This is a genomic window from Arthrobacter sedimenti (assembly GCF_042652025.1).
Lineage (GTDB): Bacteria > Actinomycetota > Actinomycetes > Actinomycetales > Micrococcaceae > Arthrobacter > Arthrobacter sedimenti.
The window spans coordinates 270,052-295,133 of sequence record NZ_JBHSDQ010000002.1 but is presented as its reverse complement, the minus strand read 5'-3'; the positions used below and the strand labels follow the sequence as shown (position 1 = coordinate 295,133).

Here is a 25,082-nt window from a genome sequence, read left to right as displayed (position 1 = left end):
TCCGCACCAACCGAATGAACATCAGCTGCGAAGGGCAGGGCCGCAGGGTGGGTCCAATCATCACCGGAGAGGCCGTCGTACTCGAGCTTCGGCCCGCCAGTTTCGCCGCGCGCGCCCTGGGCCTGGTCATCGACGTCGTGGTCCATGTTGTCCTGCTCGTGCTGATCATGATTGGCCTGTCGGCCGCCGGCCGGGACCTTGACCCGGCGGCCGCACGCGCCCTTGGCCTTACCGCCGTCGTATTCTGCCTGGTGGTGGTGCCGGTGGCCGTGGAGACGCTGAGCAGGGGCCGGTCGCTGGGCAAGCTGGCTACAGGCCTGCGGGTGGTCCGGGAGGATGGCGGCGCTATCCGGTTCCGGCACGCCGTGATCCGCGGACTGACCGGTTTCTTGGAAATCTACCTGACGTTCGGCGGCCTTGCCCTTGCCGTGGCGCTCTTCAACGATAAGTCCCGGCGGCTGGGCGACCTGCTGGGCGGAACCTACGCCGTCCGGAGCCGGGTGCCGGCTGAGCAGGCCATCCGGGTTTTCGTCCCGCCGCACCTGCAGTCCTGGGCGGCGGCCGCGGACATTGGCCGCATTCCGGACGCCACGGCCCGCAGGGCAGCCCAGTTCATCCGCCAGGCGGGCCGGATGGCTCCGCTGTCCAGGGCGGGCATGGCCGCGTCGATCGCGGCCGAACTGTCCGCCCACGTAGCCCCTGCCCCGCCGCCTGGAACAGGCCCCGATGAGTTTCTGGCCGCCGTCGTTGCTGAACGGCGGAACCGGGAGTTTACCCGGCTGTCGCAATCACGCCGCCGGTACACCGAGACAGGACAGCGGCTGCAGCGGCTGCCGTTCAGCAACTGACCTTAGTTGTCGTACTCGCTCCACGGGATGTTCCAGTCGCCGAAGCCGTCCGTGTGCGCCGCGTAGTCACCTTCGGTATTGATGATCTGGACCACGTCGCCGGTTCCCATGTTGTCGAAGACCCAGGCCGCTCCGTCGGGCAGGAACCCGATGCAGCCGTGGGACACGTTGGTGTTGCCGATGTAGGGATACGCGGACTCAAGCGCCTGGTGGATGTAGGCCCCGCTAAGCGTGAGGCGGATGGTGTATTCGACGTCCGCCTCACCGTAATAGGCGGGGTCGTCAGGCTTCAAGCCGATGCTCGCCGCCCGGAAGTGGTCAAAGCGGTTTTTCTCCATCAGCACCGCGAATCCCTTGGCCGAGGGGAACCGCTTGTCGCCCATGCTGACGGGCAGGGTCTTTACAGGCTGGTCATTGATGCTCAGCGTGAATGTATGCGCGGTGGCGTCCGCGATGGCCACCTTCTTATCCCCGATGTTGACGTTCACTTTTTTATTGAAGTTGGCGATCTGGCCGTTTCCAAGGTCAACGCCGAAGAGCTGCATGTCCATGGTGATGGTGGAGTTGGCCGCCCAGAAGTTCTCGGGGCGGTACCGGACCATGGTGTCGCTGTACCAGTGGAACGCCCCGGCCTGCCCTGCCGTGGTGGTGATCTTGATGGCTTTTTCCACTGCGGCACGGTTGGTCACGGGCTCGCTGAAAATGATCTGCAGGGGCTGCCCCACACCCACCTTCATGCCGTTCAGGGGGTAGATGGCGGCGTCTGCCTCGTGCGAGCTGGACACGGTATTGAAGGACTGGGTGGTGCTTGTTTCGCGTCCTGCTGAGTCCTTGACCACGTAGGTGTAGCTGTACTCGGTGTTGAACTCAAGGGGCCCGGTGGCGGACCACGCCGTCCCGCTGGGGTCGATACTGCCGTCGACGGTCTTCCCGGCCGTGCTGGCGAGGGTGACGCGCTGGATGATTCCGTTGCCCACTTTCAGGGAAACCGGTGCGGCCGGGTTCACCTGCTTGGCGCCGTTGGCGGGCACCGCATCGAGGGCCACGGGCGGGACAACGGGAGATGCGATCCCCGGCGATGTCCGCAGTGCGGAGCCTGCTTCCGATTCCAGGGGTCCGCCGGCAAGGCCCGGAGCGACGGCGGCGAAAACCCCGCCCACGGCAGCCAGGACACAGACGGCAACCACGGCGAGGATTTTCTTGGTTTTCCCCCGGCGACGGGGCTTTACATCAGGCTCCATGTTTTTGATCCTACGTGCAGAAAATAACGGCCCGGGCGCTTGTCCAGCGCCCGGGCCCTTACGTCTCAGTAACGATAGTGCTCGGGCTTGTACGGGCCCGCGACGTCAATGTCCAGGTATTCCGCCTGGTCCTTGGTCAGTTCCGTGAGTTCAACGCCCAGGGCAGCCAGGTGCAGCCGGGCCACCTTCTCATCCAGGACCTTCGGCAGGACGTAGACCTTGTTTTCGTACTCGTGCTGGTCCCGCTTGGTCCACAGTTCGATCTGCGCAATGGTCTGGTTGGCGAAGGAGTTGCTCATCACGAAGGACGGGTGGCCCGTGGCGTTGCCCAGGTTGAGCAGCCGGCCCTCGGACAGGACGATGATGGAGCGCCCCGCGTCGGTGCCTTCGTCGAAGACCCATTCGTGGACCTGCGGCTTGATTTCAACCTTCTTGATCCCGGGGATGCGGGACAGGCCGGCGATGTCGATCTCGTTGTCGAAGTGGCCGATGTTCCCCACGATGGCCTTGTTCTTCATGCCTGCCATGTGCTCGGCCAGGATGACGTCCTTGTTGCCGGTGGTGGTGATGAAGATGTCGCCCTGGGCCAGGACCGACTCCAGCTTGGCCACCTGGTAGCCGTCCATGGCAGCCTGGAGGGCGCAGATGGGATCGATCTCGGTGACGATGACGCGGGAGCCCTGGCCGCGCAGGGCTTCCGCCGCGCCCTTGCCAACATCGCCGTAACCGCAGACCACGGCCACCTTGCCGCCCATGAGCACGTCCGTGGCACGGTTGATGCCGTCCGGCAGGGAGTGGCGGATGCCGTATTTGTTGTCGAACTTGCTCTTGGTCACGGAGTCGTTGACGTTGATGGCGGGGAAGAGGAGCTTGCCCTGGTCCGCCAGCTGGTACAGGCGGTGCACACCCGTGGTGGTTTCCTCGCTGACGCCCTTGACGGTGGCTGCAGTCCTGGTCCACTTCTGCGGGTCGGCGGCAAGGCTGCGGCGGAGCACGTCGAGGAAGATGCCGTATTCTTCGGAATCCTCGGGGTCGGCGGAGGGAACGTTGCCCACGGCCTCGAACTCCACGCCCTTGTGGACCAGCATGGTGGCGTCGCCGCCGTCGTCAAGGATCATGTTGGGGCCCAGCTCGGGGTTGGACTCGGCACCGGGCCAGGTAAGGATCTGCTCGGCGGTCCACCAGTATTCCTCGAGGGTCTCGCCCTTCCACGCAAACACCGGCACGCCCTGCGGGTCCTCGACGGTGCCCTTGCCCACCACCACGGCCGCCGCGGCCTCGTCCTGGGTGGAGAAGATGTTGCAGGAGGCCCAGCGGACCTCGGCGCCCAGCGCGGTGAGGGTCTCGATCAGCACAGCGGTCTGCACCGTCATGTGCAGTGAACCGGCGATCCGGGCGCCCTTGAGCGGCTGGGAGGGGCCGAACTCCTCACGGAGGGACATCAGGCCGGGCATTTCGTGCTCCGCGAGGCGGATCTGGTGCCGGCCGGCTTCCGCCAGGGAAATATCGGCAACCTTGTACTCAAAAGTCATGGGTGGTCCTTTGCTTGGTCCGGGTCCTGGTCCAGTCCCCGTTCTGCTGTTTCTGTGAGAGCCAGTGCAGGTGAAGCGGATGCAGGTGAACTACTGCCCTGCTGCGGCGGGATCGTGCTGGTCCGAACCTGCCGAGGCTGCTGCGGCGAGCAGTTCCGGAGGCAGCAGCAAAGGGATCCCGTCCTCAATGGCGTACCGGTTCTTCACGCCCGCGTCCCCGGCGGCAGTGGCCACCAGTTCCTCCCCTTCCTGGACCAGGGGCGAGCCGGTCACGGGGCAACGCAGGACGGACAACAGCTCGGGGCTGATCTTTGGCATTTGTTCATGCTCCCTGGCGGGCGCGCTCGCGCCGGTAGCGGAAAAGATGTGCAGGCTCCAGCGTACCGCCAGATGCGGGTCAGGAAGGTTCGCGAAGGATCCGCAGGTGGCCCCGGCGTGCCCCTTCAGTGCCTGCGGGAGCTTCCAGCGCCGAATGGTGGCCGCGCTGGGCGGGCGGCTGCGCTTCCGGAGGCAGGGCTGCGGCGTCGCGCACTGCATTCGCCAGGGCAAGCAGGTCATCGGGCCCGGGCTGCTGCGGGGAGGACGGCATTGCCAGGCGGAGTACTTCCCAACCGCGGGGAACCGTCAACGAATCAGCATGCTGCTCGCAGAGGTCGTAGCAGTGCGGTTCGGCGTAGGTGGCCAACGGACCCAGGACCGCAGTGGAGTCTGCATAAACGTACGTCAGGGTGGCTACCGCCGACTGGCGGCAGGCAGACCTTGAACACTGACGGATAGCTCCCACGACATCACAGACTACCCCTTCACTGCCCAAAAGCTGCGCATTGCGGGCAGAAGCAGACGCGCCCCGGGACAGCCGGGAGGATGTATCGCGTAAATCCTCCCCCGGGTTTACAGTCGATGTATGCAGTCATCGAACCATGAATCAGGTTTTTCGGTCCGGTTGGCTGACCCGGATGCCCCAGTGGCAACGGGCGTGGAGACCGCCGGCAGGAGCTTCTTCAGGCGGCGCCGGAACCGCCACGGGCGCGGCCTTCGGGGCGAGGTGATGTTGCCTACGCATCCGGGCTACCGGACGCGCGGCGACCGCTTTGATGACATGGTGCTGGACTCGGCCCAACGGTTGCACGACATCTGGGGCAAAACGCTCGACGGCGTCAGGTTCGGTGTGGATGAGATCCCGCCGGAGCTGGAACAGCTTGCCGCCAACGCCACCCCTGCACCCATGGGCGCCTATACCCCCGCTGCGGGAGAGGACGGGCCCACGATCACCGTGTACCGGCGGGTGGTGGAGCAGGCATGCTCCAGTGTGGAAGAGCTCCAGGACCTGGTCCACGACGTGGTGGTGGAGCACACGGCGGAAATGCTGGGTGTGGCGCCGGAGACGCTGGACCCGGTGTACCGCCGCCGCTACTGAACGGGCAAACCTAGTAGCCCAAGGCCACCGGGACCGTTTCCTGGCCGGCCGCGGCAGCAAGGAAAGCCAGGGACGAGACGTCGTTGCGTCCGTCCTGGCCCACGAGTACCGCCCCGTAAGCGGCGTCGCCTGACGCGGAAACCACATAGCCCACGACGTCGACCCCTTCAGCCTGCTCCGGAATGCCGATGGTCGCGGTTGTTCCGCCTGCGATGTCGGCGGTGGCGGCTGCCCGCACTTTTCCATCGGCAGTAATGGGTGCGTACGTGATGCTGGCCCTGGTGTCCAGCGCCCCGAACACCAGCTGGCGCTGGCCGCCCTTGGGGACGGGAACCACGTGCTGGCTGCCAAGCCGCACGGCCGAAGGCGCCCAGGCCACATCCGATGGCTGTCCTGCCTGGAGCCCACGGCCCATGCGTGCGGCAGCAACAAAGGAGACGTCGGATGAGGCCGCCACGGTGTACTGGCCCGCGGGTACACCGGCCAGGGAGACCTCGGTGGTGGACCCGGCCTTCGCGGTGATGACGCCGCCGGACGGAAGGGCGTGCTGGCCGTCCCGTCCGTAGAGCTTGATTTCCACCACTGCATCAGCGGCGCCGGGAACCGTCAGCTCGAGGGCGGGGCCGGCATCCTTGTACGCGGCCTGGGCCGTCAGGGCAGCAATCCCCGCCGGGTCCTGGATATCCACGCCGGTCATCACCTGGCGGACAGCAGGGGAAGTCCCTGGGCTGATGAAGTCCACGCCGCCCGGAGTGAGGCCCCGCAGCACGCTCTGTTGGATGGAGGCCGCCACCGGGCCGCCGGCGCTGCGGACGTGCACGCTGAGGCTCGGCTCGTTGGGTGCCAGGCCGGCCAGGACCACGCTGCGGGTTGTGCCGGGGGCAACCAGCAGTCCGCGGCTTCCCGGCGCCTGGACCTGTCCGCCGGAACCAAAAAGCTCGAGGCTCACTGTGGCGGGGGTACTGGAGGCGTTGGTCAGTGCCAGCACGGAGGTTCGGCCGACGGTGGTGCTGGCACCCGCCAGCCATTGGTCGTTGGAGGGTTGCGCGCAGGTGGCAGCAGCACTGCCCTGCAGGTCGCCGTCCTTGGCGGTGTACTTCATGGCGGCGGCGGCCGAGGCATTCTGGTTGGCCACCGCCTGAGCGGTGAGGACGCTTACCTGGTCCACCACACGGTCGGCTGCCACTCCGGCAAGAAGCTCTTGTGGAGCGGCGGCAGTAGGTGCCGGACCAGGGTCCTTGGAGATCTCAAGGGCGGCCGTCCCGTCCAGGCGCGCGAGGCGGCTTCCGGGAAGCGCACCTCCGGCGCTGAGCACGGCGGCGCTGACCTTGGTTGCCGCAGTGGCGGACTCGGGCCGGAACTGGGCGTCGGTGCCCGCATCAGTTCCCGCCAGCAGCCTCGCAGGGCCGGGGCAGACGCCAAGGCTGGCTCCTGCCGGGACGGCGGCTTCCGCGGGCGGCACTGTCCGGGTGGATGCGGGCCCGGCCATCAGCGACCCTCCGGCCACCAGTGCTCCGCCACCGGCGAGGATGAGGACCCCTGCCGCAACTCCGGCCACGGAGGCTGCCCGCCCCTTGCCACCTGGCACGCGGGTGGCGCCTCGGCCGGATATCTTCCTGTCTTTGCCGGCCTGCGTTTGGGCCGCTTTGCCGGCCTGGGACTGCTTTTCTCCCTCGGCGGAAGGACCGCCGGCGGCCGGCGGGGTGTGCTCATGCATGTTGGTGTTCCTTACGCAGGGAGCCCTCGTCGCGCGAGATACCTGTCCGCGGGCGCCGGGCCGGCATGGGGATTGCCAGGATGACAGTCAGCCCGATCACCGTGATCTGGGCGGCGGCAGCCCAAAACGACCACGGGTTCTCGTAACGGACCGTCAGCTGGCCGGCCGACGCCGGGAGCGTGAAGGCCTGGGACCAGCCGTCGGTGGTGGAGGTCAGCTTCCGGCCGTCGAGCCAGGCGCTCCACCCGGGATCGGCCCGCTCTGCAAGGACCACCAGCCGGCCTTCCGGCCCCGCAGGGACGGCGGCATTGACGTCGTCAGTTCCGGAGTCGACCAAGGTGGTGGCCGCGCCCCGGGGATCCACGATGCGGACGCGATGGGCCACGTCAGCAGCCTGCAGAACCGGCTGGTTCAGTGGGCTGATGCGCCAGAGCCAGCCCACGTCGGTCTGTCCCACGGCGACAAGCCCCGGGACGGCATCCATCCGGCTGGCGGTGAGCTGGGCTGCGGTGTCCGCGGCACGGAGCACCACGAACCCAACCCCGAGCTGTTCCAGGTCGGCGCGCGGATCCACGCCCTGCCCCGCTACAAGGGTGGCCACCACGCGGCGGACAGCCGAAGTGACGTCGTCGTCGCCACGCACCTCCTCGGCACCTGGCGCACCGATGATGTTCCGCGCAGAGGCGATGGCGGAGAGACTGTCCAGCGTGGTACCTGCACCCCGCATCAACGACGCGTTGAAGGTGCCGTCTTCTCCAGTGCTGAGCAGGAGAGTCCGGGTCTGTTCAGGCCCGTTCCCGCGGTCAACGGCAGTGGCGGGCAGGGAGCGTCCGGTGGAGGCTTCCACCAGACGCGGCGTGCCCAGGGCTCCCCCGTTTCCGGAACCCGCTGGCGCGGGGGCAACGACGCTTCCCTGGGATGCGGTGGCTTGGGCCGCGCCTGTCCCGGCAGGACGCAAAAGGTTCTGCGCCGACCAGGCAGCCATCCCGGCCAGCGGCCCGGCCAGCGGCCCGGCCAGCACCACTACCAGGCCCAGTGCCAGGCCTGCACGCGCTGCCCTTCCAGTCTTGGCCGCGGTACCTGATGCCCGGTCCGCCGTGGACAGGAGTTGCTCGGATCCGAGGAGTGCCGCCCCAAGGAGGGCAAAGGACGCGGCGGACACCGCCGGACCGGTGAAAGGCGTCACCAGGACGCCGGCGTTGAATCCGGTGGCGACGTGGCTGGTGAACCAACCAGCGGCCAAGGCGGCAAGCGCCACAATCCAGAGGCATCGGGAGATCCGGGCACGGCGTCCTGCGCTGAATAGTCCCACGATGGCAAGGGCCAGCACCGGCCCCGCGATGAGCAGCGCCAGCAGGAGGGCCCAGGGCACGGTCCCGCCGGTGAAGGCGGACAGTCCTTGAAGGCCGGCTGCGGGGTCGAATGACAGGGGCTGGCCCAGGACCTGCTGCCACAGCGGAGCCGCGTCGAACCCCAGCGGCAGTCCGGGATCGGCCAGGATGGCGCGCGGCCTGTCGAGTGTGGACAGCACAAACGGGATAAACAGAGCTGCGGCAGGCAGCAGCGCCCACCACACCGTGCGCCCCCGCCGTCCCAGCAGCAGGCCGCAGAGCACGATGGCTACGGCAGCCGGGGCCAGCAGGGAGGGCGCCGCAGCGGTAGTGACCGCCAGGGCCAGGCCCGCAGCTGCCGCCGCGGTCCAAGAAGGCATGCCGTTGATCCCTGCCTTGGCCGGGGGCTGTTCGCTGGAAGTGTGTCCAGGTGATGCGCCGGCGTTGAACCGGCCGTGGCCCACCGCGGAGCCCGTAGCCCGCAGCAGGCCCAGTACCACCAGCGGCAGCATGACGTGCGCAATCAGGGCGCCCGCCCGCCCCTGGTTGAGTGCGGCCTGGAGAGCGGGAGCCGCTGCCCAAAAGAGCGCCGCCACCAGGCGGAGCCGGCGGCGTACGGTCAGCCCGCCGGCCGCGAACCATGCGGTGAGGCCGGACAGCGGGGCACCGAGCAGGAGCAGCCATGCCATGGCGGGGTTGGCATCGCCGCCGCCCAGGACTCCGATGATCCATAGCACGTAGTCGAAGGGATCGCCGCGGCCGGGAAGGCCCGCTCCCAGGCTGATCCACCAACTGGAGGCGTTGTGCCAGATGTCCCCCAGGCCCGCGGAGACAGGAATCAGGGCGCCGCCGGTTACGGCTCCGGCCCGGAACAGTCCTGCGAGTGCAAGGAGCGAGGCCACGGATGCGATGATGACGGCGGCCAGGGCACCGTTGCCCACCCAGCCGCGTTTTGTAGTGGCCAGGGCGGCGAAATCGTCTGCAGCGTCACCGGTGGGCTGGTGCGCCAACGGATCCTGCACGAGGTCGGCACCGGAGCCGTCGGATCCCAGCGCTTCCATCAGCGACCGGCGGTGGCTCCACACCTCGCGGCGGGGCGTCTGCAGCTTACGGATGACCGACCGGCGGATCCGCCGTGTCCGTTTGGCCGCCCGGCGCGCCTTGGCCACGGCGCCGGGCCTGCCCAATGCGGCGCACGTGGCGAAGAGCTGGGAAATCCCGTGGCCCGGGTCCTTGACGACGATACTCAGGACCAGCTTGAAAAGGCTGCCCAGCAAGGCACCGATGCCATGGACAGGCACCATCCAGAGCGGACTGTGCTTCAGGCGCAGGTGAACCTGGGCCTTGCGCGCCGCCGAGGGGTTTCCAAGGGCATGCGGACGGTGCGCCACATGGAGCATCCGGGCTGCGGGAACCACCACCACACGGTGGCCTGCAAGGCGGTTCCGCCAGCAGAAGTCGACGTCGTCCCCGCTTCCCGGCAAGGCGGGGTCGAAGCCGCCCAACTGGTCCCAGACGTCCCGGCGCACCAGCATGCCTGCGGAATTGACGGCAAAAGTATCGGTGCGGCCGTCGTACTGGCCCTGGTCCATTTCGTCGGCGTCGATAAGGGTTAGACGCTCGGCCCACCGGCTGGTGGAAAGACCTACATCGATCAGTCTTCGCGGCGAATGCCAGTCCAGTTGCTTGCAGCCGGCAACGGTGACCGAGGGCGCACGCTCCACGGCGCCCAGGAGTTCGGCGAGGGCCTCGGGCGCGGGCGCGGCATCGTCATGCAGCAGCCAGATCCACTCGGTCCTGCCACCGTCCCGGTCCCCGTGGACGGGAACCAACTCCGCGAGCGCAGCGGAGACGGCGGCGCCCATGCCGCCTTTGCTCCGGGGATAGCTGAGAACGTCGGCTTCACCCAAAGCCTCCTGCAGGAGGCGGCAGGAGTCGTCGCCGGACCCCGTGTCCACACCCACGGCACGGTCAACGGGCCGGGTTTGTGACGCCAGGGCTGAAAGGGTCCTAGGCAGATAAGCACTGCCGTTGTGGGCAACCACAACGGCAGTGACATGCACATCCTGAAGAATTAGATTGCTCGCTTCCTAAGCCGCCGGCGCTCACGCTCGGAAAGGCCTCCCCAGATGCCGAACCGTTCGTCATTGGCCAGCGCGTACTCCAGGCACTGCGACCGTACATTGCAGGCACCGCAGACCTTCTTGGCATCGCGGGTGGAGCCGCCCTTTTCGGGAAAGAAGGCTTCCGGGTCCGTCTGGGCGCACAGAGCGTCCGTCTGCCAGCCCAGCTCGCCTTCGTCGTCGAAATCCTGCTGCAGCGGCAGCCCGATCCATACCGGCTGGGTGGTACCGGCAGCAGCCAGCTCCATGGGCGGATCCAGGTCATCTTCCGGCTCAGCGCCGCCGTCAAGGAGGGCCTCGTGCGCTGCAAGGAACGCGGTTGCCTGGTCCTCAAGGACGCTGGTGGAATTCCTGTTGTACCTGTCCGCAGCATCAGGATCAGCGGGATCCACGTACCAATCGCTCGGCACCCCCCGTGCACGGTACTTTGCCGTTGCCTGACCGGCCACGACGGCATCTTCCTGGATACGCTCTGCTTGCCCCACGGCGACCCTCCTGATGGTTCAGCCACTGCCTGGATACGTGGACACTCGGTTGTGTGCCGGTATTTACGCAATTGCTTTAGTTACCTAATTACACGTGTGTAACTAGGGCGAGTCAAGCCGTTGCCGGGATAATAGACAGTCGACGCCGGGAAATTCGCGCACGCCACGCCTGGGTTTTCCCTCCACCCGGGCGTGGCGGACGGGACTGGCGTCCAATTTGCAGCAGGAAAGCCGCCAATCCCCTGTTCTGGCGCGGAAAATACCCGCTCTCACCCCAAATAGCAAGCACACTTAGCACCGAGGGTGATTAACATCACTCCCGGTCCGAGTGGCCGGACCGTCGTCGCTGCAGCTGGATATTCAGGGGATTCGGACAGTGGCAGGATGAACGCATGACATCAATCCCCGCGCTCGAACTCACGGCAGGCCTCCGCTCCGGCAACTCCACGGCACCACGCCTGACCTGGTACGGGCCCGACTCGGAGCGGGTGGAACTGTCCGGCCGGGTCCTGGACAACTGGGTTGCCAAGACGAGCAACCTGCTGCAGGACGAACTGGATGCGGAACCCGGCATGCGGCTGCGGCTCGCACTTCCGGCCCACTGGAAGGCACTGGTCTGGGCCTTGGCTGGCTGGCAGCTGGGACTGGAAACAGTGCTCGACGGCGCCCAGGCGGACTTCCTTGCCACTGACAATCCCGCGGGGTCCGACGGAAACTACGACGCCGTCGTCGCCGTTGCCCTGCCGGCCCTCGCCATGCGCTGGAGCGGTGACCTTCCTGCCGGCTGCCTGGATTATGCCGCCGAAGTGCGGTCACACGGGGACGTGTTCATGCCGCACGCCGATCCTGATCCGTCAGCCCGCGCTGTGCTGACCAGCCAGGGGCGCAGTGTCCTGCACCAGGACCTGATCACCGGTTTTGCCGTGCCGCACGCAGAAGGCGCCAGGCTGCACGTTCCTGCCGATGCCGGCCTTGAAGCTGTACTGGCCAATGCGCTGGGAGCATGGCACCAGGGCGGCTCCGTAGTGCTGACCCATCCCGATGTGCCGCTCACGGACAAACTGGTGGCCGACGAACGCATCCACGGAAGCTAGCAGCCGCTTCCCCTAGGCCTGTGGGCCGCCGTCGGCCGGCGTGGGTGCCGGGCGTTCAGCGGCACCCGCCGGCTCCTTGTGGGGGTGGGCTTCGATGATTTCGTGGTCGTGGGAGAACTCCGGCTCCTGGTCCAGTTCCTGGTTGAACACCAGGAAGCGGTAGGCGAAGAAGCGGACAACCGTGGCCACCAGGATGCCAACCACGCCCGCGAGGAACAGCAGGTTCTTGTTGTCGATGCCCATCCCGTACTTGGCCAGGGCGGTGAACCCGGTGGAGATGCCAATGCCGATGCCGTTGATGATCACGAACATGACGAACTCGCGGAGCACGTTGGCCTGGCGGCGGTGGCGGAAGGTCCAAAAGCGGTTTGCCACCCACGAGAAGATTGTGGCCACCGTGGCCCCCACGAAGCGGGCCTTCGCCTCGCTGTCGGACATGGGACCGTGCATCAGGTAATAGGTCAGGCCGTTGTCGATGACGAATGCCACACCGCCCACCGCACCAAACTTGGCCACCTCGCGCCAGAAGAGTGAGGCAAGCCCCCGGATACGATCTGCAAGTGCGCTAAACATGACCCTCCATGGCCGTGACGAACTGTGGGCCACTCGGCCAAAGGTCCATTTTAGCCCCAAAGCCTTAAAGCGGCCCCCGGATGCAGGAGCGGGGGGTCCTTTCATCCGAAAATGTCCATCCCCCGCCGGGCCGCAAAAGCGTCGATCGGCCGCGTCTTCGGTAGGCTGGCACATGTGACTTTTCCAGTGATAGGCGTGGTTGGCGGCGGCCAGCTCGCGCGAATGATGGCCCCTGCCGCTACAGCCCTCGGCTTTGAACTCCGCGTCCTCGCGGAGGGTGAGGACGTGTCCGCAGTATCGGCAGTACCCACCACGCCGGTGGGCGACTACAAGGATCTGCAGACGCTCCTGGACTTTGCCAAGGGCCTGGACGTGATGACTTTCGACCACGAGCACGTGCCCACGGACCACCTCCGCGCACTGCAGGAGGCCGGAGTCAACGTCCAGCCCGGACCGGACGCCCTGGTCCACGCCCAGGACAAACTGGTCATGCGTGCAGCCATCGACCGGCTGGAACTGCCGAACCCCGCCTGGGCGTCGGTGGCCGACGTTGACGCGCTGGTGCGCTTCGGCGAGGAAATCGGCTGGCCCGTTGTCCTGAAGACCCCCCGCGGCGGATATGACGGCAAGGGCGTCCGGATCGTTGGCTCGGCGGAGGAGGCGGCCGGGACGGCCGACTGGTTCGCCGCCATGAGTCCCCTCCTGGCCGAGGCCAAGGTTGAATTTACGCGCGAGCTCTCGGCCCTCGTGGCCCGTACTCCCGACGGCGAAGCCCGTGCCTGGCCGGTGGTCCACACCATCCAGGTGGACGGTGTCTGCGACGAGGTGATCGCGCCCGCGCTGGATATCCCGCTGGAGGTTGCGGCCGCCGCGGAGGATGCCGCCCTGCGCATCGCCGCCGAGCTGGACGCGACTGGCGTCCTTGCCGTGGAACTCTTCGAAACGCCGGGCACCGGAGCGGGGTTCCTGATCAACGAACTTGCCATGCGGCCGCACAACACCGGCCACTGGACCCAGGACGGCTCCATCACCAGCCAGTTCGAACAGCACCTACGTGCCGTCCTGAACCTGCCCCTTGGCGCAACGGACGCACTGGCTCCCGTGACCGTGATGAAGAACTTCCTGGGCGGGGAAAACCAGGACCTGTACTCCGCCTACCCCATGGCACTCGCCGCCGAACCCGCCGCGAAAGTCCACTGCTACGGCAAATCGGTACGGCCGGGACGTAAGATCGGCCACGTCAACCTGGTGGGAAGTTCCACCGCGGAGGTGGACTCGGTCCGCCGCCGGGCCACAGCCGTGGCCGGCATCATCCGTGACGGACGGGTTTCCACCGAAGAACCTGCTGCGATTTTCGAGGAGAAGGCATGAGCGCCGAAGCCACCCCCGCCGCATCCGGCACCAGTCCCCTGGTGGGCCTGGTCATGGGCTCCGACTCGGACTGGCCGGTCATGGAGGCCGCGGCGGACGCCCTGGCCGAATTCGGCATTCCGTTCGAAGCGGACGTGGTCTCAGCCCACCGGATGCCCACGGAAATGATCCGGTACGGCCAGACGGCCCACGAACGTGGTTTGCGGGTGATCATCGCCGGCGCCGGCGGTGCCGCCCACCTGCCGGGCATGCTCGCCAGCGTCACGCCGCTTCCCGTTATCGGCGTCCCGGTTCCCCTGAAGACACTTGACGGGATGGACTCCCTGCTGTCCATCGTCCAGATGCCCGCCGGGGTGCCGGTGGCCACGGTTTCCATCGCCGGTGCGCGGAACGCCGGACTCCTGGCCGTGCGGATGCTCGCGTCGGGTACGGACGAGCTCGCCGCCTCCCTGCGCGCTGACCTCCTCGACTTCGCCGCCGACCTCAACGCCGTTGCCTCCCGCAAGGGCGCAAACCTCCGGCAGAAAGTCAGCGAAGTCTTCCCGGACGGCTCCGGCGCTCTTCGGGGCAGCCGTTAGGGCGGCGGGCATGGCCAGCAGCAGCAGCGTGCTCAACACCGGGGCCGGGGCGTCCCTGACAGACCCCGTCCGCTACCCGGTCAGCGCTTCCTCCCCGGTCCGTACAAAGCGCGCCTTCGTACTGGTCCTGCTGACGCTCCTGGTACCGGGCAGCGCGCAGCTCGTCGCGGGCGACCGGAAGCTGGGGCGGACCGCGCTGCGCGTCACGCTCTGTGTGTGGGCCATCCTGCTGCTTGCAGTGGTTCTGCTGCTGCTGGACCGGAGCATGGTCATCAGCATCGTGACCAACCCGGTCACATCGCTGGTGCTGGTGGTCCTGCTGGCTGCGCTGGCCCTCGGCTGGGCATTGCTGTTCCTCAACACCCTGAGGCTCATCCGCCCCGTCCTGCTGGCACCGAAGGCGCGCCCCGCCGTCGGCATCGCCCTGGTGGTTGCCCTGGTCCTGGGCAGCGGCTCCATGGGCTACGCCGCCTACCTGCTGAATGTGGGCCGCAATGCCATCGGCAACATCTTCTCGTCCGGCCCGGCGATCAAACCCGTGGACGGGCGCTACAACTTCCTCATGATGGGCGGCGACGCGGGCGATGACCGCACCGGCCGCCGTCCGGACAGCCTGTCCGTGCTGAGCGTGGACGCCGAGACCGGCCAGACCGCCATCATTTCGGTCCCTCGAAACTTCCAGAACGCGCAGTTCAGCGAGGGCTCCCCCATGCGCGCCCTGTACCCCGACGGCTACAACTGCGGCGACGAATGCCTCATCAACGCCATCAATACAGAGGTCACCAACGAGCACACCAACCTCTACCCCGGCGTGGCGGATCCAGGCGCGCAGGCAACCATGGAAGCCGTCTCCGGAACGCTCGGCATGCAGATCCAGTCCTACGTCCTGGTTGACATGCAGGGCTTCTCCACGCTGATCAATGCCATGGGCGGCATCCGGATCAAGGCCGGTGGGTGGGTTCCCATGAGCGGCTACTTCGACGAAACCACCAAGACCCACGGGATGCCCCTCGGCTGGATCCCGGCCGGGGACCAGACGCTCAACGGGGACCAGGCACTCTGGTACGGACGCTCGCGCGAATACGTTGATGACTACTCCCGCATCCAGCGCCAGCAGTGCGTGCAGCAGGCCATGCTGAAACAGCTCGATCCCACCACCCTGCTGTCCAAGTTCGAGGACATCGCCAGCGCGGGAACCAAGGTGGTGGAGTCCAACGTCTCCTCCGCCCAGCTGGGCAGCTTCCTGGACCTCGCCATCAAGGCACGGGGCAAGGACGTCAAGCGGCTCACCATTGGGCCGCCGGACTTTGACCCGTCCTTCTCCACGAACCCGGACTTCGACCAGATCCACGAGCGGGTCGACCAGCTGCTGGCGCAGGCATCCGCCAAGGGTGCACAGTCTGCAGGAATTCCCGACGACGGCACGGCAGTTCCAGGGGCAGGAGCCGGACATGTCCAGGCGGCAGGTCCCGTCCCCGCCACCCTGCCCACGGGCGGCAACGCTGTCCAGCAGCCCTCGCCGTCGGACTTCACCCCGGTGACCACCACGCCTGACGGCGAGCCGATCACCGAAGAGATGCTTACCCAGCTCAAGCTCGAAGGAAACGAAGAGGCCATCCGCCAGCTCGTGGCCACCAACGGACAGTGCCGCCCGCTCTAGCGACCACGGCGGCCGCCAAGTCATCAACGCCCATCCACAAGGAACGGAACGGTTTTGTACGAGATTGAGAACGTCCTCCGGGACTACGCCTGGGGTTCGACGACGGCCATCGCCTCGCTGCTGGGCCGTCCCGAGTCGGGGGGCCCGGAGGCCGAACTGTGGATCGGCGCCCACCCTGACTCTCCGTCGGTGGCGCAGGTGCCGGAGGACGGCACCCGGAGCCCCCTCGATGCGCTGATCTCGTCGGACCCGGAGCATTTCCTGGGCGCGGAGTCCGTCTCCGCCTTCGGGCCCCGGCTGCCGTTCCTGGCCAAGATCCTTGCGGCCGCGCAGCCGCTCTCCCTCCAGGTCCACCCCAGCCTGGAGCAGGCGCGGGAAGGCTTTGCGCGGGAGAACGCCGATGGTGTGGATGCCCATGCCCCGAACCGGAACTACAAGGACGACAACCATAAGCCGGAAATGATCTTCGCGCTTACTCCGTTCGAGGCGCTGTGCGGGTTCCGGCCTGCCGCCGAAACCCGGGAGGTCTTCCAGTACATCGCCCGTGCCTTCCCCGAGGGAGGCGGCTCCCCCGCGCTGGTCCAGGCCTTGATTGACGATCTGGCCGCCGCGGACGAAGGCGCAGGACTCCGCCAGGCCTTTGAGCGGCTGATCACCGGCGGGCAAGGCGTGGCGGAGGATACTGCCTTGGTGGTGGAAGCCCTGCTGTCGCGCGCTTCGCTCGCGCCGTACCAGGCCGAACTGGGCACCGTGATCAGCCTCAACGAAAAGTACCCGGGCGATCCCGGCGTGCTGATCTCGCTGCTGCTCAACCGGATCTCGCTGAAGCCCGGCGAAGCGGTCTACCTTCCCGCCGGGAACGTGCACGCCTACCTGCACGGGCTCGGCGTGGAGGTCATGGCGTCCTCGGACAACGTCCTGCGCGGCGGCCTGACGCCCAAGCACGTGGATGTCCCGGAACTCCTGAACACCATCAATTTCCACCCTGTGGCTGTGCCCATGCTGGATGCCGAGAAGACGGTAATGGGCCAGGAACTGTTCCGTCCGCCGTTCGAGGAGTTCCAACTGCAGCGCATCGAACTGGGGCCGGAGGCGGCCCCCGTACCCCTGGCCCAGTCCGGGGCTGCGGTGGTCATCGTGGTGGCCGGCGAAGTTTACCTTGATTCACCCAAAGGCGACCTGCAGCTGTCCAGGGGACGGAGCGCGTTCGTCGCGGCCGCGGAAGCCCCCATCAACGTCCACCGGGTGGCCGGAAGCGCGGAACCGGTGCTGGCCTTCGCGGTGACCACCGGGCTGTAGCCCACAGCAACAGAAAGGGGCGACGTCGGCACCCGCCCGGGCGGGTGCCGACGTCGCCCTTCTTTTTCGGTTCAGTCAGTTGCCCGGACGCAGTTTGCGGACCAGGGGCAGGACCCGCCCGGCTGCGTCCTTCACCAGCCGGCGCCCCTGCTGGAGGCCCTTGCGCGCCAGCGGCATGGCTTTGGCGTATACGGGGTAGAAGGGCGAGAGCGGCCTTTCCCACGTGCCCAGCAGCATGTTCTCATGCCGTGCGAACTGCTTCTTGAAGTCGGAGATGCCGTCGTTGAGCAGGCCGTTGAAGTCGTAGCGGCTGCAGCCGTCCTCTCGCATGGACTGCAGGGCGGCCCACTTCACGCCGTAGTTGACGCGCTGCTTCTGTCCTTCTGCGGAGACGCCGCCGTAAAGCTCAAAGGCGGTGGTGCCGCTGCGCGACAGCCAGGTAAACGCCAGCAGCTGCTCGCCGTCGAACGCGCCGATGATGGGCGAGGCGTCGCCGAGGTTGTGGAAGATGTCGCGGTAGTACTGGTCCTCGTGGATGCCGAAGCCCGCCCGCTCGGCGGTCTGGTGGTAGATGGCCAGGACCTGTTCCAGCTCGGAATCGTTCTTGACCTTGCGGAACTCGACGTCGCTGCGCATTGCCTTGCGGATGTTGGCGCGCGTGGACTTGGACATCTCCGCCATCAGCTCGTCGTCGGTCCGGGTGAGGTCCAGGATGAGCGTGCGCGGGATGAGCACGGTGTTGGTGGACTCCCGGAATCCGGCGGCGGCCACCGCGCCCGCGAATGCGGAGTCCTGGTCCCAGTCCGGTTCGATGCTGAGCGCCACGCCCTGGTGCCGGAGGGCAGCGTGTTCGGCGAGCCGGTTGAGGACCACCTGGGTGTGCTCCACGGAGCACATGGGGCCGCGCGGAATGTAGACCAGTGCCCGGAAGGGAACAGGAAGCTTGCGGACCAGCAACTGGGCGGCACCGATGGTTTCGTCCCCGGCTTTGACCAGGACGCGGTCCACGGACCAGCCGTGCGCCGCCTTGGTCTCGCCCCAGCCCCACAGCTGCTGCGGATGCCCCTGGAACCGGTCAACGTGCTCGTCCCAAAGGGCGCGGTCAGTACAGGGCACAACAGCAGGAATCATGGCTTAAACCCTATACCAACGCGTTAACGCAAAGCCCCGGGTGCGCGCACGCGCCCCGGGGCTCTGGAATCCTGCACTAACGGCAGTCAGTTCTTGCGGGCGTAGCCTTCCCACTTGCTGGCCTGGTGCTCACCCTCCACGAAGCGGATGGTGCCGGACTTGGAGCGCATCACGATGGACTGGGTCAGGACCTTGTCCTTGGAGTAGCGGACGCCCTTGAGCAGGTCGCCGTCGGTGATGCCGGTGGCGGCAAAGTAGCAGTTGTCGCTGGAGACGAGGTCGTTGGTGGACAGCACGCGCTCCAGGTCGTGGCCGGCGTCGATGGCCTTCTGCTTTTCCTCGTCGCTGGTGGGCCAGAGGCGGCCCTGGATGACGCCGCCCAGGGACTTGATGGCGCAGGCTGCCACGATGCCCTCGGGGGTTCCGCCGATGCCCATGAGCGCGTCCACGCCGGTTCCGGAGCGGGCCGCGGCAATGGCGCCGGCAACGTCGCCGTCCATGATGAATTTGGTCCGTGCTCCGGCTTCCCGGATTTCCTCCACCAGCGGGCGGTGTCGGTCGCGGTCAAGGATCATGACGTTGAGCTGGTTGACCTTGACGCCCTTGGCCTTGGCGATCAGGTGCAGGTTCTGCTTGACCGGCAGGCGCAGGTCCACCATGTCAGCGGCTTCGGGGCCGGTGACCAGCTTCTCCATGTAGAACACGGCGGAGGGATCGAACATGGAGCCACGCTCGGCAACAGCCAGGACAGCCAGCGCATTATTGATGCCCAGGGCGGTCAGGCGTGTTCCGTCGATGGGGTCAACAGCCACGTCCACCTCGGGGCCTGTGCCGTCGCCGACACGCTCCCCGTTGAACAGCATGGGGGCTTCGTCCTTTTCGCCTTCGCCGATCACCACGACACCATTGAAGTGGACGGTCTGCAGGAAGGAACGCATGGCGTCGACGGCTGCGCCGTCGGCGGTGTTCTTGTCGCCGAAGCCCACCCAGTGGCCGCCGGCAATGGCCGCGGCTTCGGTGACGCGGACAAGTTCAAGGGCGAGGTTGCGGTCCGGCTCGTCGTGGCCCACCGCAAGGGACGGTGAAATCGTGGAGTACTTCTGGGTCATGGACGCTGGTGACACGTGAACCTCTTCTTCGAGTGGCGATCATTGAACCCGCCCGCCGGTGCAGCAGAACGGTGATTCCTCTGCTATCGATCATAGTCGCGGCGCCGTGCCACGGGCGGCCCATGACGCAACCGCGCAATGTACCCCTGCAGCTGGCTGCGGTCCCCGGTCCGGGCCCGAATGGAAGTCCGGCTCCGGGATGGGCGACTATAGAGGGGTGAACGACATGCAGGAAGCCACCAGTCCCAGCTCCGGCGAGGCACAGCCCGAAGGCCGCCCCGCCGCTGCCGGCAGCAGTGCCGAAACCCCGGTTAAGCCCGTCATTCCGGCGGCCGCCGCCAAGCGGGCCAACGCCTCGGTGATCGGCATGATCATCGCCCTGGCGCTCAGCATCGCGGCATTCCTGCCTGTTGTCCTCATGAATCCCCAGCCCAAAGGCGAAAGCTTCCGGCCGGACGTCGATGTTGCGTCCGTGGCACGGAATGCTGCGGATGTGGCCGGATTCACACCGGTTGCGCCGGACACCGGCAACGCGTTCCGCGCCAACTACGCCCGGTGGGAGGCCGGAACGGCCAGCGGCGTGCCCACGTGGGAGGTTGGCTACCTGACCCCCAAGACGTCCTTTATCGGCCTGGTGCAGACAACGAAGGCCAACCCCACCTGGCTCCTCCAGCAGACCAAGAACGCACCCGTCACAGGGACCCGGAATGCCGGCGGCAAGGACTGGGAACTGCGGGATACCGGCAAGGGCGAAAAATCGATGATCCTGAACTACAGGGGCAGCACCGTCGTCCTCTCCGGCGCCGCGCAACTTGACGAATTCGCGGCGCTGGCTGCCGCCGTCGTGGCCTCCCTTGACGCCAACCCGGCCGTCACAGTTTCCCCCTCCGCCCCTGCCGCGCCTTAATGTAGTAAGCATGGCTACTAACCTGACCCCTGCACTGGCATGGCGCCGCCTGCGCGAAGGCAACGAACGTTTCGTCAACGGCGAGTCCAACCATCCGAACCAGAACGCCTCACGGCGCTCCTCGCTGGTGGAGACCCAGAACCCGTTCGCGGTGATCTTCGGCTGCTCCGACTCCCGGCTTGCGGCTGAGATCATTTTCGACGTCGGCCTGGGCGACGTCTTCGTGGTCCGAACCGCCGGGCAGGTGATTGACGACGCCGTCCTCGGCTCCCTGGAATACAGCGTCGCCGTACTGGGGGTGCCGCTGATCGTGGTGCTTGGGCACGACAACTGCGGGGCCGTCACGGCCACCCGGGACGCCGTTGAGACCGGCGAGATGCCGGCGGGGTTCATCCGCGACCTCGTGGAACGCATCACCCCCTCCGTCCTCACTTCCCTGCGGAACAACCAGACCGAGGTCAACGACATGGTGGTGGAAAACGTCAAGCAGATGTCGCAGCGCCTCGCGGACAGCTCGCGTGTGATTTCCACCGCAATCGAAGAAGGCCGGACCGCAGTCATCGGTCTCTCCTACCGGCTGGCAGAGGGCCGCGCCGACCTTGTTTCCGGAATCGGCGAGCTCTAGAAGCAACCTGCCGGCGGTCCAGCGGGCCGCCGGCAATCCACCCTTAACGGTTTTCGATGGGGCGCCGGATCGCCATAAGCTAGCCCCATGACTTCCACTGAAGAGTTCCGCATTGAACATGACACGATGGGCGAAGTCCGCGTCCCCGTGAACGCACTGTACCGCGCGCAGACGCAGCGGGCAGTGGAGAATTTCCCCATCTCCGGCAAGACCCTGGAGCGCACCCACATCGAGGCCCTGGCCCGGGTCAAGAAGGCCGCAGCCCAGGCCAACGCCGAACTGGGCGTGCTCGACGGCGAGCTGGCCAAGGCGATTGCAGACGCAGCCGATGAGGTGGCCGCCGGCAAGTACGACGGCGACTTCCCCATCGACGTCTTCCAGACCGGTTCCGGCACCTCGTCGAACATGAACACCAACGAGGTCCTGGCAGAGCTGGCCACCCGCGCCCTGAAGGCCGCCGGCAGCGACAAGGTGGTCCACCCGAACGACCATGTCAACGCCTCGCAGTCCTCCAACGACGTCTTCCCGACATCCGTTCACGTGGCCGCCACCTCCGCGCTGATCAACGACCTCATTCCCGCCCTGGGCTACCTGGCAGAGTCGCTGGAGCGCAAGGCCGTTGAGTTCAAGGACGTCGTCAAGTCCGGCCGCACCCACCTGATGGACGCCACCCCGGTGACCCTGGGCCAGGAGTTCGGCGGCTACGCGGCACAGGTCCGTTACGGCATCGAGCGCATCAACGCCTCCCTCCCCCGCGTGGCAGAGGTTCCGCTGGGCGGCACCGCCGTGGGCACCGGCATCAACACCCCCGCCGGTTTCCCGGAGCGCGTCATCGAGCTGCTCGCCACGGACACCGGCCTGCCGCTGACCGAGGCCCGCGACCACTTCGAGGCCCAGGCCAACCGCGATGGCCTGATCGAGGCCTCCAGCCAGCTGCGCAACATCGCCATCTCCTTCATGAAGATCAACAACGACCTTCGCTGGATGGGCTCCGGCCCCAACACGGGCCTGGGCGAAATCGCACTTCCCGACCTGCAGCCCGGCTCCTCGATCATGCCCGGCAAGGTCAACCCGGTCATCTGCGAGGCCTCCATCATGGTGGCAGCCCAGGTCATCGGCAACGACACCGCCATCGCCTGGTCCGGGACCAACGGCGCCTTCGAGCTCAACGTGGGCATCCCCGTCATGGCCGCCAACCTGCTGGAGTCCATCCGTCTGCTGGCCAACACCAGCCGGGTCATGGCGGACAAGATGATCGACGGCATCACCGCCAACGTGGAGCGCGCCCGCTTCCTGGCCGAGGCGTCGCCGTCCATCGTGACGCCGCTGAACAAGTACATCGGCTACGAGAACGCCGCCAAGATCGCCAAGACCGCCGTCAAGGAGGGCCTGACCATCCGCCAGGCCACCGAGAAGCTGGGCTTTGTCGGCGAGGGCGAGGGCAAGGTGTCCGAGTCCGACCTCGACAAGGCACTGGACGTCACCACCATGACGGCCCCGGCCCACAAGGCATAAACGCACCCAGCCCCCGACGGCGGCCGGCACCTTTCGCAGGAAAGGCGCCGGCCGCCGTCGTACTTTAAGGAACCTGCAGTTCGGAAGCAGAAGTTTGCACTCAAGCGATTTTAGTGCAAAAATTTACTTTGTGACTGATAGTGCAATTTCTGACGGCCTGCGCGAGCGCAAGCGGACGGCCACCCGGACCGCCATTACCTCCGCTGCCCGCGCCCTCACCTCCGAGAAGGGCCTCAACGGCTACACCGTGGAGGAAGTCTGCGAGGCGGCCGGGATCTCCCGCCGGACCTTCTTCAACTACTTCCCCACCAAGGAAGACGCCATCATCGGCCACGCCGAGGACGACGTTCCGGCCGATGTCATCGAGGAATTCGTGGCCGGTGCCGCTGGCTCCCGCGCCGGTGAAATTTCGCCCACCCTGTTCAGCGACCTGGTCCGGCTCTCCCTGCGCCTGGCCGAAGGAATGACGGAGTCCGAGGAAGAAACCCGGCAGTTGATCGGGGTCGTCAAAAAGGAACCGCAGCTCATCCTGAAAATCATCGGAGTCACGGAACAGCGCGAAGCCCAGTTCGCCCGGGACGTAGCCAGGCGTGAAGGGGTAGCCCCCGACCACCCCGTGGTGCAGATGGCAGTTGTGCTGCTCAGCACCATCGCCCGCAAGAGCAGCATGGCCTACTTCTCCGACGGCAACACCCGCAGCTACCCGGACCTGCTCATGGAAAACATTTCGGCCGCAAGCCTGCTCTTCTCCCAGCCCTTCGAAACCCCGGATCCCGCCTCCGCAAAAGGACAATCATGAGTACCGCCACCACCAAAGCGCCGGCAGGGCCCCTGCTGCTGACGCAGAAACGCATCTGGATCATTTTCTCCGCGCTGATCGCCGGCATGCTGCTCTCCAGCCTGGACCAGACCATCGTCTCCACGGCGATGCCCACCATCGTGGGCAAGCTCGGCGGGGTGGAGCACCAGGCATGGATCACCACGGCCTACCTGCTGGCCACCACCATTGTGATGCCCATCTACGGCAAGTTCGGTGACATCCTGGGCCGGCGCAACCTCTTCCTGGTTGCCATCGCCCTCTTCACCCTGGCCTCGGTGGGCTGCGCCCTTGCCACGGACTTCTGGGGCTTCGTCATTTTCCGGGCCATCCAGGGCCTGGGCGGCGGCGGCCTGATGATCCTGTCCCAGGCCATCATCGCGGACATCGTTCCCGCCAAGGAACGCGGCAAGTACATGGGCCCGCTGGGCGCCATCTTCGGCCTTTCCGCCGTGGCCGGGCCGCTGCTGGGCGGCTTCTTCGTGGACCACCTGACCTGGGAATGGGCTTTTTACATCAACATCCCGGTTGGCCTCGCGGCTTTCGCCATTGCCTGGTTCGCCCTTACCCTGCCCAACAAGAAGGCAGAAAAGCGGATCGACGTCCTGGGCGTCGTCCTGCTGTCCGCCGCCACCACCTGCCTGATCTTCTTCACGGACTTCGGCGGGAAGAAGGACGAAGGCTGGGATTCCCCGCTGACCTGGGCCTTTGGTGTGGGCCTGCTGGTTTCTGCCGCCGCCTTCGTCATGGTGGAGCGCCGCGCCGAGGACCCCATCATCCCGCTGAGCCTGTTCCGCAACCGGATCTTCATCAATGCCACCGCCATCGGCTTCACCCTCGGCCTGGGCATGTTCTCCGCCATCGCCTTCGTCCCCACGTTCCTGCAGATGTCCTCCGGCACCTCCGCCGCCGAATCGGGCCTGCTGATGCTGCCGATGATGGCGGGCCTCATGGGCACCTCCATCTACTCGGGCATCCGGATCTCCAAGACCGGCAAGTACAAGATGTTCCCCATCCTGGGCGCGGTCTTCACCATGGCCGCCATGCTCTGGATGACCACCCTTGCCGCCAGCACCCCCATCTGGGTCATCTGCCTGCAGCTGTTCGTCTTCGGCGCCGGCCTGGGCCTGATCATGCAGGTTGTGGTGCTGGTGGTCCAGAACTCCGTCCCGGCAGACCAGATCGGCACCGCCACCAGTACCAACAACTACTTCCGCGAGGTCGGGGCCGCCATGGGTGTGGCCGTGTTCGGTTCCATCTTCACCACCCGGCTCTCGGAAGCCCTTACCAGCGCCTTCACGGGGGCAGGAGCCTCAGCAGAGCAGGCCGGGCAGTCCACCCGGACCCTGGACCCGCAGGCGCTGAACCAGCTGCCGGAACAGCTGCGCAACGCAATCGTGAACGCGTACGCCGATTCCCTGGCACCGGTGTTCTGGTACCTGCTCCCCTTCATCGCCGTGGCACTGCTCCTGGCCATCACGCTGAAGCAGATCCCGTTGTCGGACACCGCCGGTATGGTGGCACGCGGCGAGGCGGTGGGCGGAGAGGAAGCCGAGCGGCTCGCCGCCGGGCTTCCCGGCGCCGCTGCCGGCACCGACGGCGCTGGGCGTGAGGGGGACATCGTGAAGGACGACGACGGTGAGCTGGTTTCCCAGGGCCGCTGACCGCCGTCGGAGCTTGGCCTGGCTGTTGCCGGGCCGGCTGCCGGG

The 25,082-nt window shown here is 66.8% G+C and carries 22 protein-coding genes; 12 read left to right on the top strand and 10 right to left on the bottom strand.

The genetic code is table 11. The features are described 5' to 3' along the window. Nucleotides 1–47: 47 nt before the first annotated feature. The gene (locus tag ACFO0G_RS06700; RefSeq protein ID WP_376976990.1) at nt 48–848 is read left to right on the top strand and encodes an RDD family protein; all 801 of its coding nucleotides are present in this window, start codon (nt 48–50) and stop codon (nt 846–848) included. A gap of 2 nt (nt 849–850) precedes the next feature. Here ACFO0G_RS06700 and ACFO0G_RS06695 read toward each other — a convergent pair whose 3' ends face one another. The 4 genes from ACFO0G_RS06695 to ACFO0G_RS06680 form a co-directional block, all read right to left on the bottom strand. Next, a complete protein-coding gene (locus ACFO0G_RS06695) occupies nt 851–2,089 on the bottom strand; it encodes a L,D-transpeptidase (RefSeq protein WP_286402860.1) in 1,239 nt (412 codons plus the stop codon). A 65-nt stretch (nt 2,090–2,154) separates the two neighbouring features. Continuing rightward, entirely contained in the window at nt 2,155–3,621 is a 1,467-nt protein-coding gene (gene ahcY, locus ACFO0G_RS06690; protein ID WP_286402859.1) for an adenosylhomocysteinase, read from the bottom strand. A gap of 90 nt (nt 3,622–3,711) precedes the next feature. Then, nucleotides 3,712–3,939 (bottom strand): Trm112 family protein, encoded by a 228-nt coding sequence (locus ACFO0G_RS06685; protein WP_286402857.1) that lies wholly within the window; start codon nt 3,937–3,939, stop codon nt 3,712–3,714. Nucleotides 3,940–4,018: 79 nt separating this feature from the next. Then, nucleotides 4,019–4,405: a DUF3499 domain-containing protein gene (locus ACFO0G_RS06680; RefSeq protein ID WP_286402855.1), complete on the bottom strand. Its 387-nt coding sequence runs from the start codon at nt 4,403–4,405 to the stop codon at nt 4,019–4,021. Nucleotides 4,406–4,525: 120 nt separating this feature from the next. On the opposite strand from ACFO0G_RS06680, the gene ACFO0G_RS06675 reads away from it, so the two are divergent. Then, nucleotides 4,526–5,038, top strand: coding sequence for a metallopeptidase family protein (locus ACFO0G_RS06675; protein WP_286402853.1), 513 nt, complete (start codon nt 4,526–4,528; stop codon nt 5,036–5,038). Nucleotides 5,039–5,048: 10 nt separating this feature from the next. Here ACFO0G_RS06675 and ACFO0G_RS06670 read toward each other — a convergent pair whose 3' ends face one another. From ACFO0G_RS06670 to ACFO0G_RS06660, 3 genes are read right to left on the bottom strand one after another with little or no spacing between them, the layout of a single operon-like run. Next, entirely contained in the window at nt 5,049–6,755 is a 1,707-nt protein-coding gene (locus ACFO0G_RS06670; RefSeq protein ID WP_286402851.1) for a DUF5719 family protein, read from the bottom strand. Then, nucleotides 6,748–10,131, bottom strand: coding sequence for a glycosyltransferase family 2 protein (locus ACFO0G_RS06665; protein ID WP_376976989.1), 3,384 nt, complete (start codon nt 10,129–10,131; stop codon nt 6,748–6,750). Before ACFO0G_RS06665 ends, ACFO0G_RS06670 begins: the two co-directional genes overlap by 8 nt. Before the next feature lie 29 nt (nt 10,132–10,160). Beyond that, nucleotides 10,161–10,694, bottom strand: a complete 534-nt coding sequence (locus ACFO0G_RS06660; protein WP_142130657.1) for a WhiB family transcriptional regulator — start codon at nt 10,692–10,694, stop codon at nt 10,161–10,163. Between the two features lie 392 nt (nt 10,695–11,086). Between ACFO0G_RS06660 and ACFO0G_RS06655 the strand changes: the two genes are divergently transcribed. Continuing rightward, nucleotides 11,087–11,788: a TIGR03089 family protein gene (locus ACFO0G_RS06655; protein WP_286402845.1), complete on the top strand. Its 702-nt coding sequence runs from the start codon at nt 11,087–11,089 to the stop codon at nt 11,786–11,788. Between the two features lie 12 nt (nt 11,789–11,800). On the opposite strand, the gene ACFO0G_RS06650 is transcribed toward ACFO0G_RS06655, so the two are convergent. Beyond that, nucleotides 11,801–12,361 (bottom strand): GtrA family protein, encoded by a 561-nt coding sequence (locus tag ACFO0G_RS06650; RefSeq protein WP_286402843.1) that lies wholly within the window; start codon nt 12,359–12,361, stop codon nt 11,801–11,803. A 174-nt stretch (nt 12,362–12,535) separates the two neighbouring features. On the opposite strand from ACFO0G_RS06650, the gene ACFO0G_RS06645 reads away from it, so the two are divergent. The 4 genes from ACFO0G_RS06645 to manA are packed head-to-tail and all read left to right on the top strand — an operon-like array spanning nt 12,536 to nt 17,269. Continuing rightward, the gene (locus ACFO0G_RS06645; RefSeq protein ID WP_286402841.1) at nt 12,536–13,732 is read left to right on the top strand and encodes a 5-(carboxyamino)imidazole ribonucleotide synthase; all 1,197 of its coding nucleotides are present in this window, start codon (nt 12,536–12,538) and stop codon (nt 13,730–13,732) included. Then, a complete protein-coding gene (gene purE / locus ACFO0G_RS06640) occupies nt 13,729–14,310 on the top strand; it encodes a 5-(carboxyamino)imidazole ribonucleotide mutase (protein WP_142130661.1) in 582 nt (193 codons plus the stop codon). The genes ACFO0G_RS06645 and purE overlap by 4 nt, the downstream gene beginning before the upstream one ends. Nucleotides 14,311–14,320: 10 nt before the next feature. Then, a complete protein-coding gene (locus ACFO0G_RS06635; RefSeq protein ID WP_286402838.1) occupies nt 14,321–15,970 on the top strand; it encodes an LCP family protein in 1,650 nt (549 codons plus the stop codon). 54 nt (nt 15,971–16,024) lie between these two features. Beyond that, the gene (manA, locus tag ACFO0G_RS06630; RefSeq protein WP_286402836.1) at nt 16,025–17,269 is read left to right on the top strand and encodes a mannose-6-phosphate isomerase, class I; all 1,245 of its coding nucleotides are present in this window, start codon (nt 16,025–16,027) and stop codon (nt 17,267–17,269) included. Nucleotides 17,270–17,344: 75 nt separating this feature from the next. Here manA and ACFO0G_RS06625 read toward each other — a convergent pair whose 3' ends face one another. Continuing rightward, nucleotides 17,345–18,400, bottom strand: a complete 1,056-nt coding sequence (locus tag ACFO0G_RS06625; RefSeq protein ID WP_286402834.1) for a lipid II:glycine glycyltransferase FemX — start codon at nt 18,398–18,400, stop codon at nt 17,345–17,347. Nucleotides 18,401–18,486: 86 nt separating this feature from the next. Then, nucleotides 18,487–19,509 (bottom strand): class II fructose-bisphosphatase, encoded by a 1,023-nt coding sequence (gene glpX, locus ACFO0G_RS06620; protein ID WP_200830737.1) that lies wholly within the window; start codon nt 19,507–19,509, stop codon nt 18,487–18,489. Nucleotides 19,510–19,735: 226 nt separating this feature from the next. Between glpX and ACFO0G_RS06615 the strand changes: the two genes are divergently transcribed. The 5 genes from ACFO0G_RS06615 to ACFO0G_RS06595 all read left to right on the top strand — a co-directional run bounded on the left by ACFO0G_RS06615 (nt 19,736) and on the right by ACFO0G_RS06595 (nt 25,037). Continuing rightward, a complete protein-coding gene (locus ACFO0G_RS06615; protein ID WP_286402832.1) occupies nt 19,736–20,416 on the top strand; it encodes a DUF4245 domain-containing protein in 681 nt (226 codons plus the stop codon). Nucleotides 20,417–20,426: 10 nt separating this feature from the next. Continuing rightward, a complete protein-coding gene (locus ACFO0G_RS06610; RefSeq protein WP_286402830.1) occupies nt 20,427–21,041 on the top strand; it encodes a carbonic anhydrase in 615 nt (204 codons plus the stop codon). An 87-nt stretch (nt 21,042–21,128) separates the two neighbouring features. After that, the gene (locus ACFO0G_RS06605) at nt 21,129–22,556 is read left to right on the top strand and encodes a class II fumarate hydratase (protein ID WP_286402828.1); all 1,428 of its coding nucleotides are present in this window, start codon (nt 21,129–21,131) and stop codon (nt 22,554–22,556) included. Between the two features lie 130 nt (nt 22,557–22,686). Further along, complete coding sequence (locus tag ACFO0G_RS06600) at nt 22,687–23,355, top strand: TetR/AcrR family transcriptional regulator (RefSeq protein ID WP_286402826.1); 669 nt, start codon at nt 22,687–22,689, stop codon at nt 23,353–23,355. After that, nucleotides 23,352–25,037, top strand: coding sequence for an MDR family MFS transporter (locus ACFO0G_RS06595; RefSeq protein ID WP_376976853.1), 1,686 nt, complete (start codon nt 23,352–23,354; stop codon nt 25,035–25,037). Before ACFO0G_RS06600 ends, ACFO0G_RS06595 begins: the two co-directional genes overlap by 4 nt. The last annotated feature ends 45 nt before the right edge of the window (nt 25,038–25,082 follow it).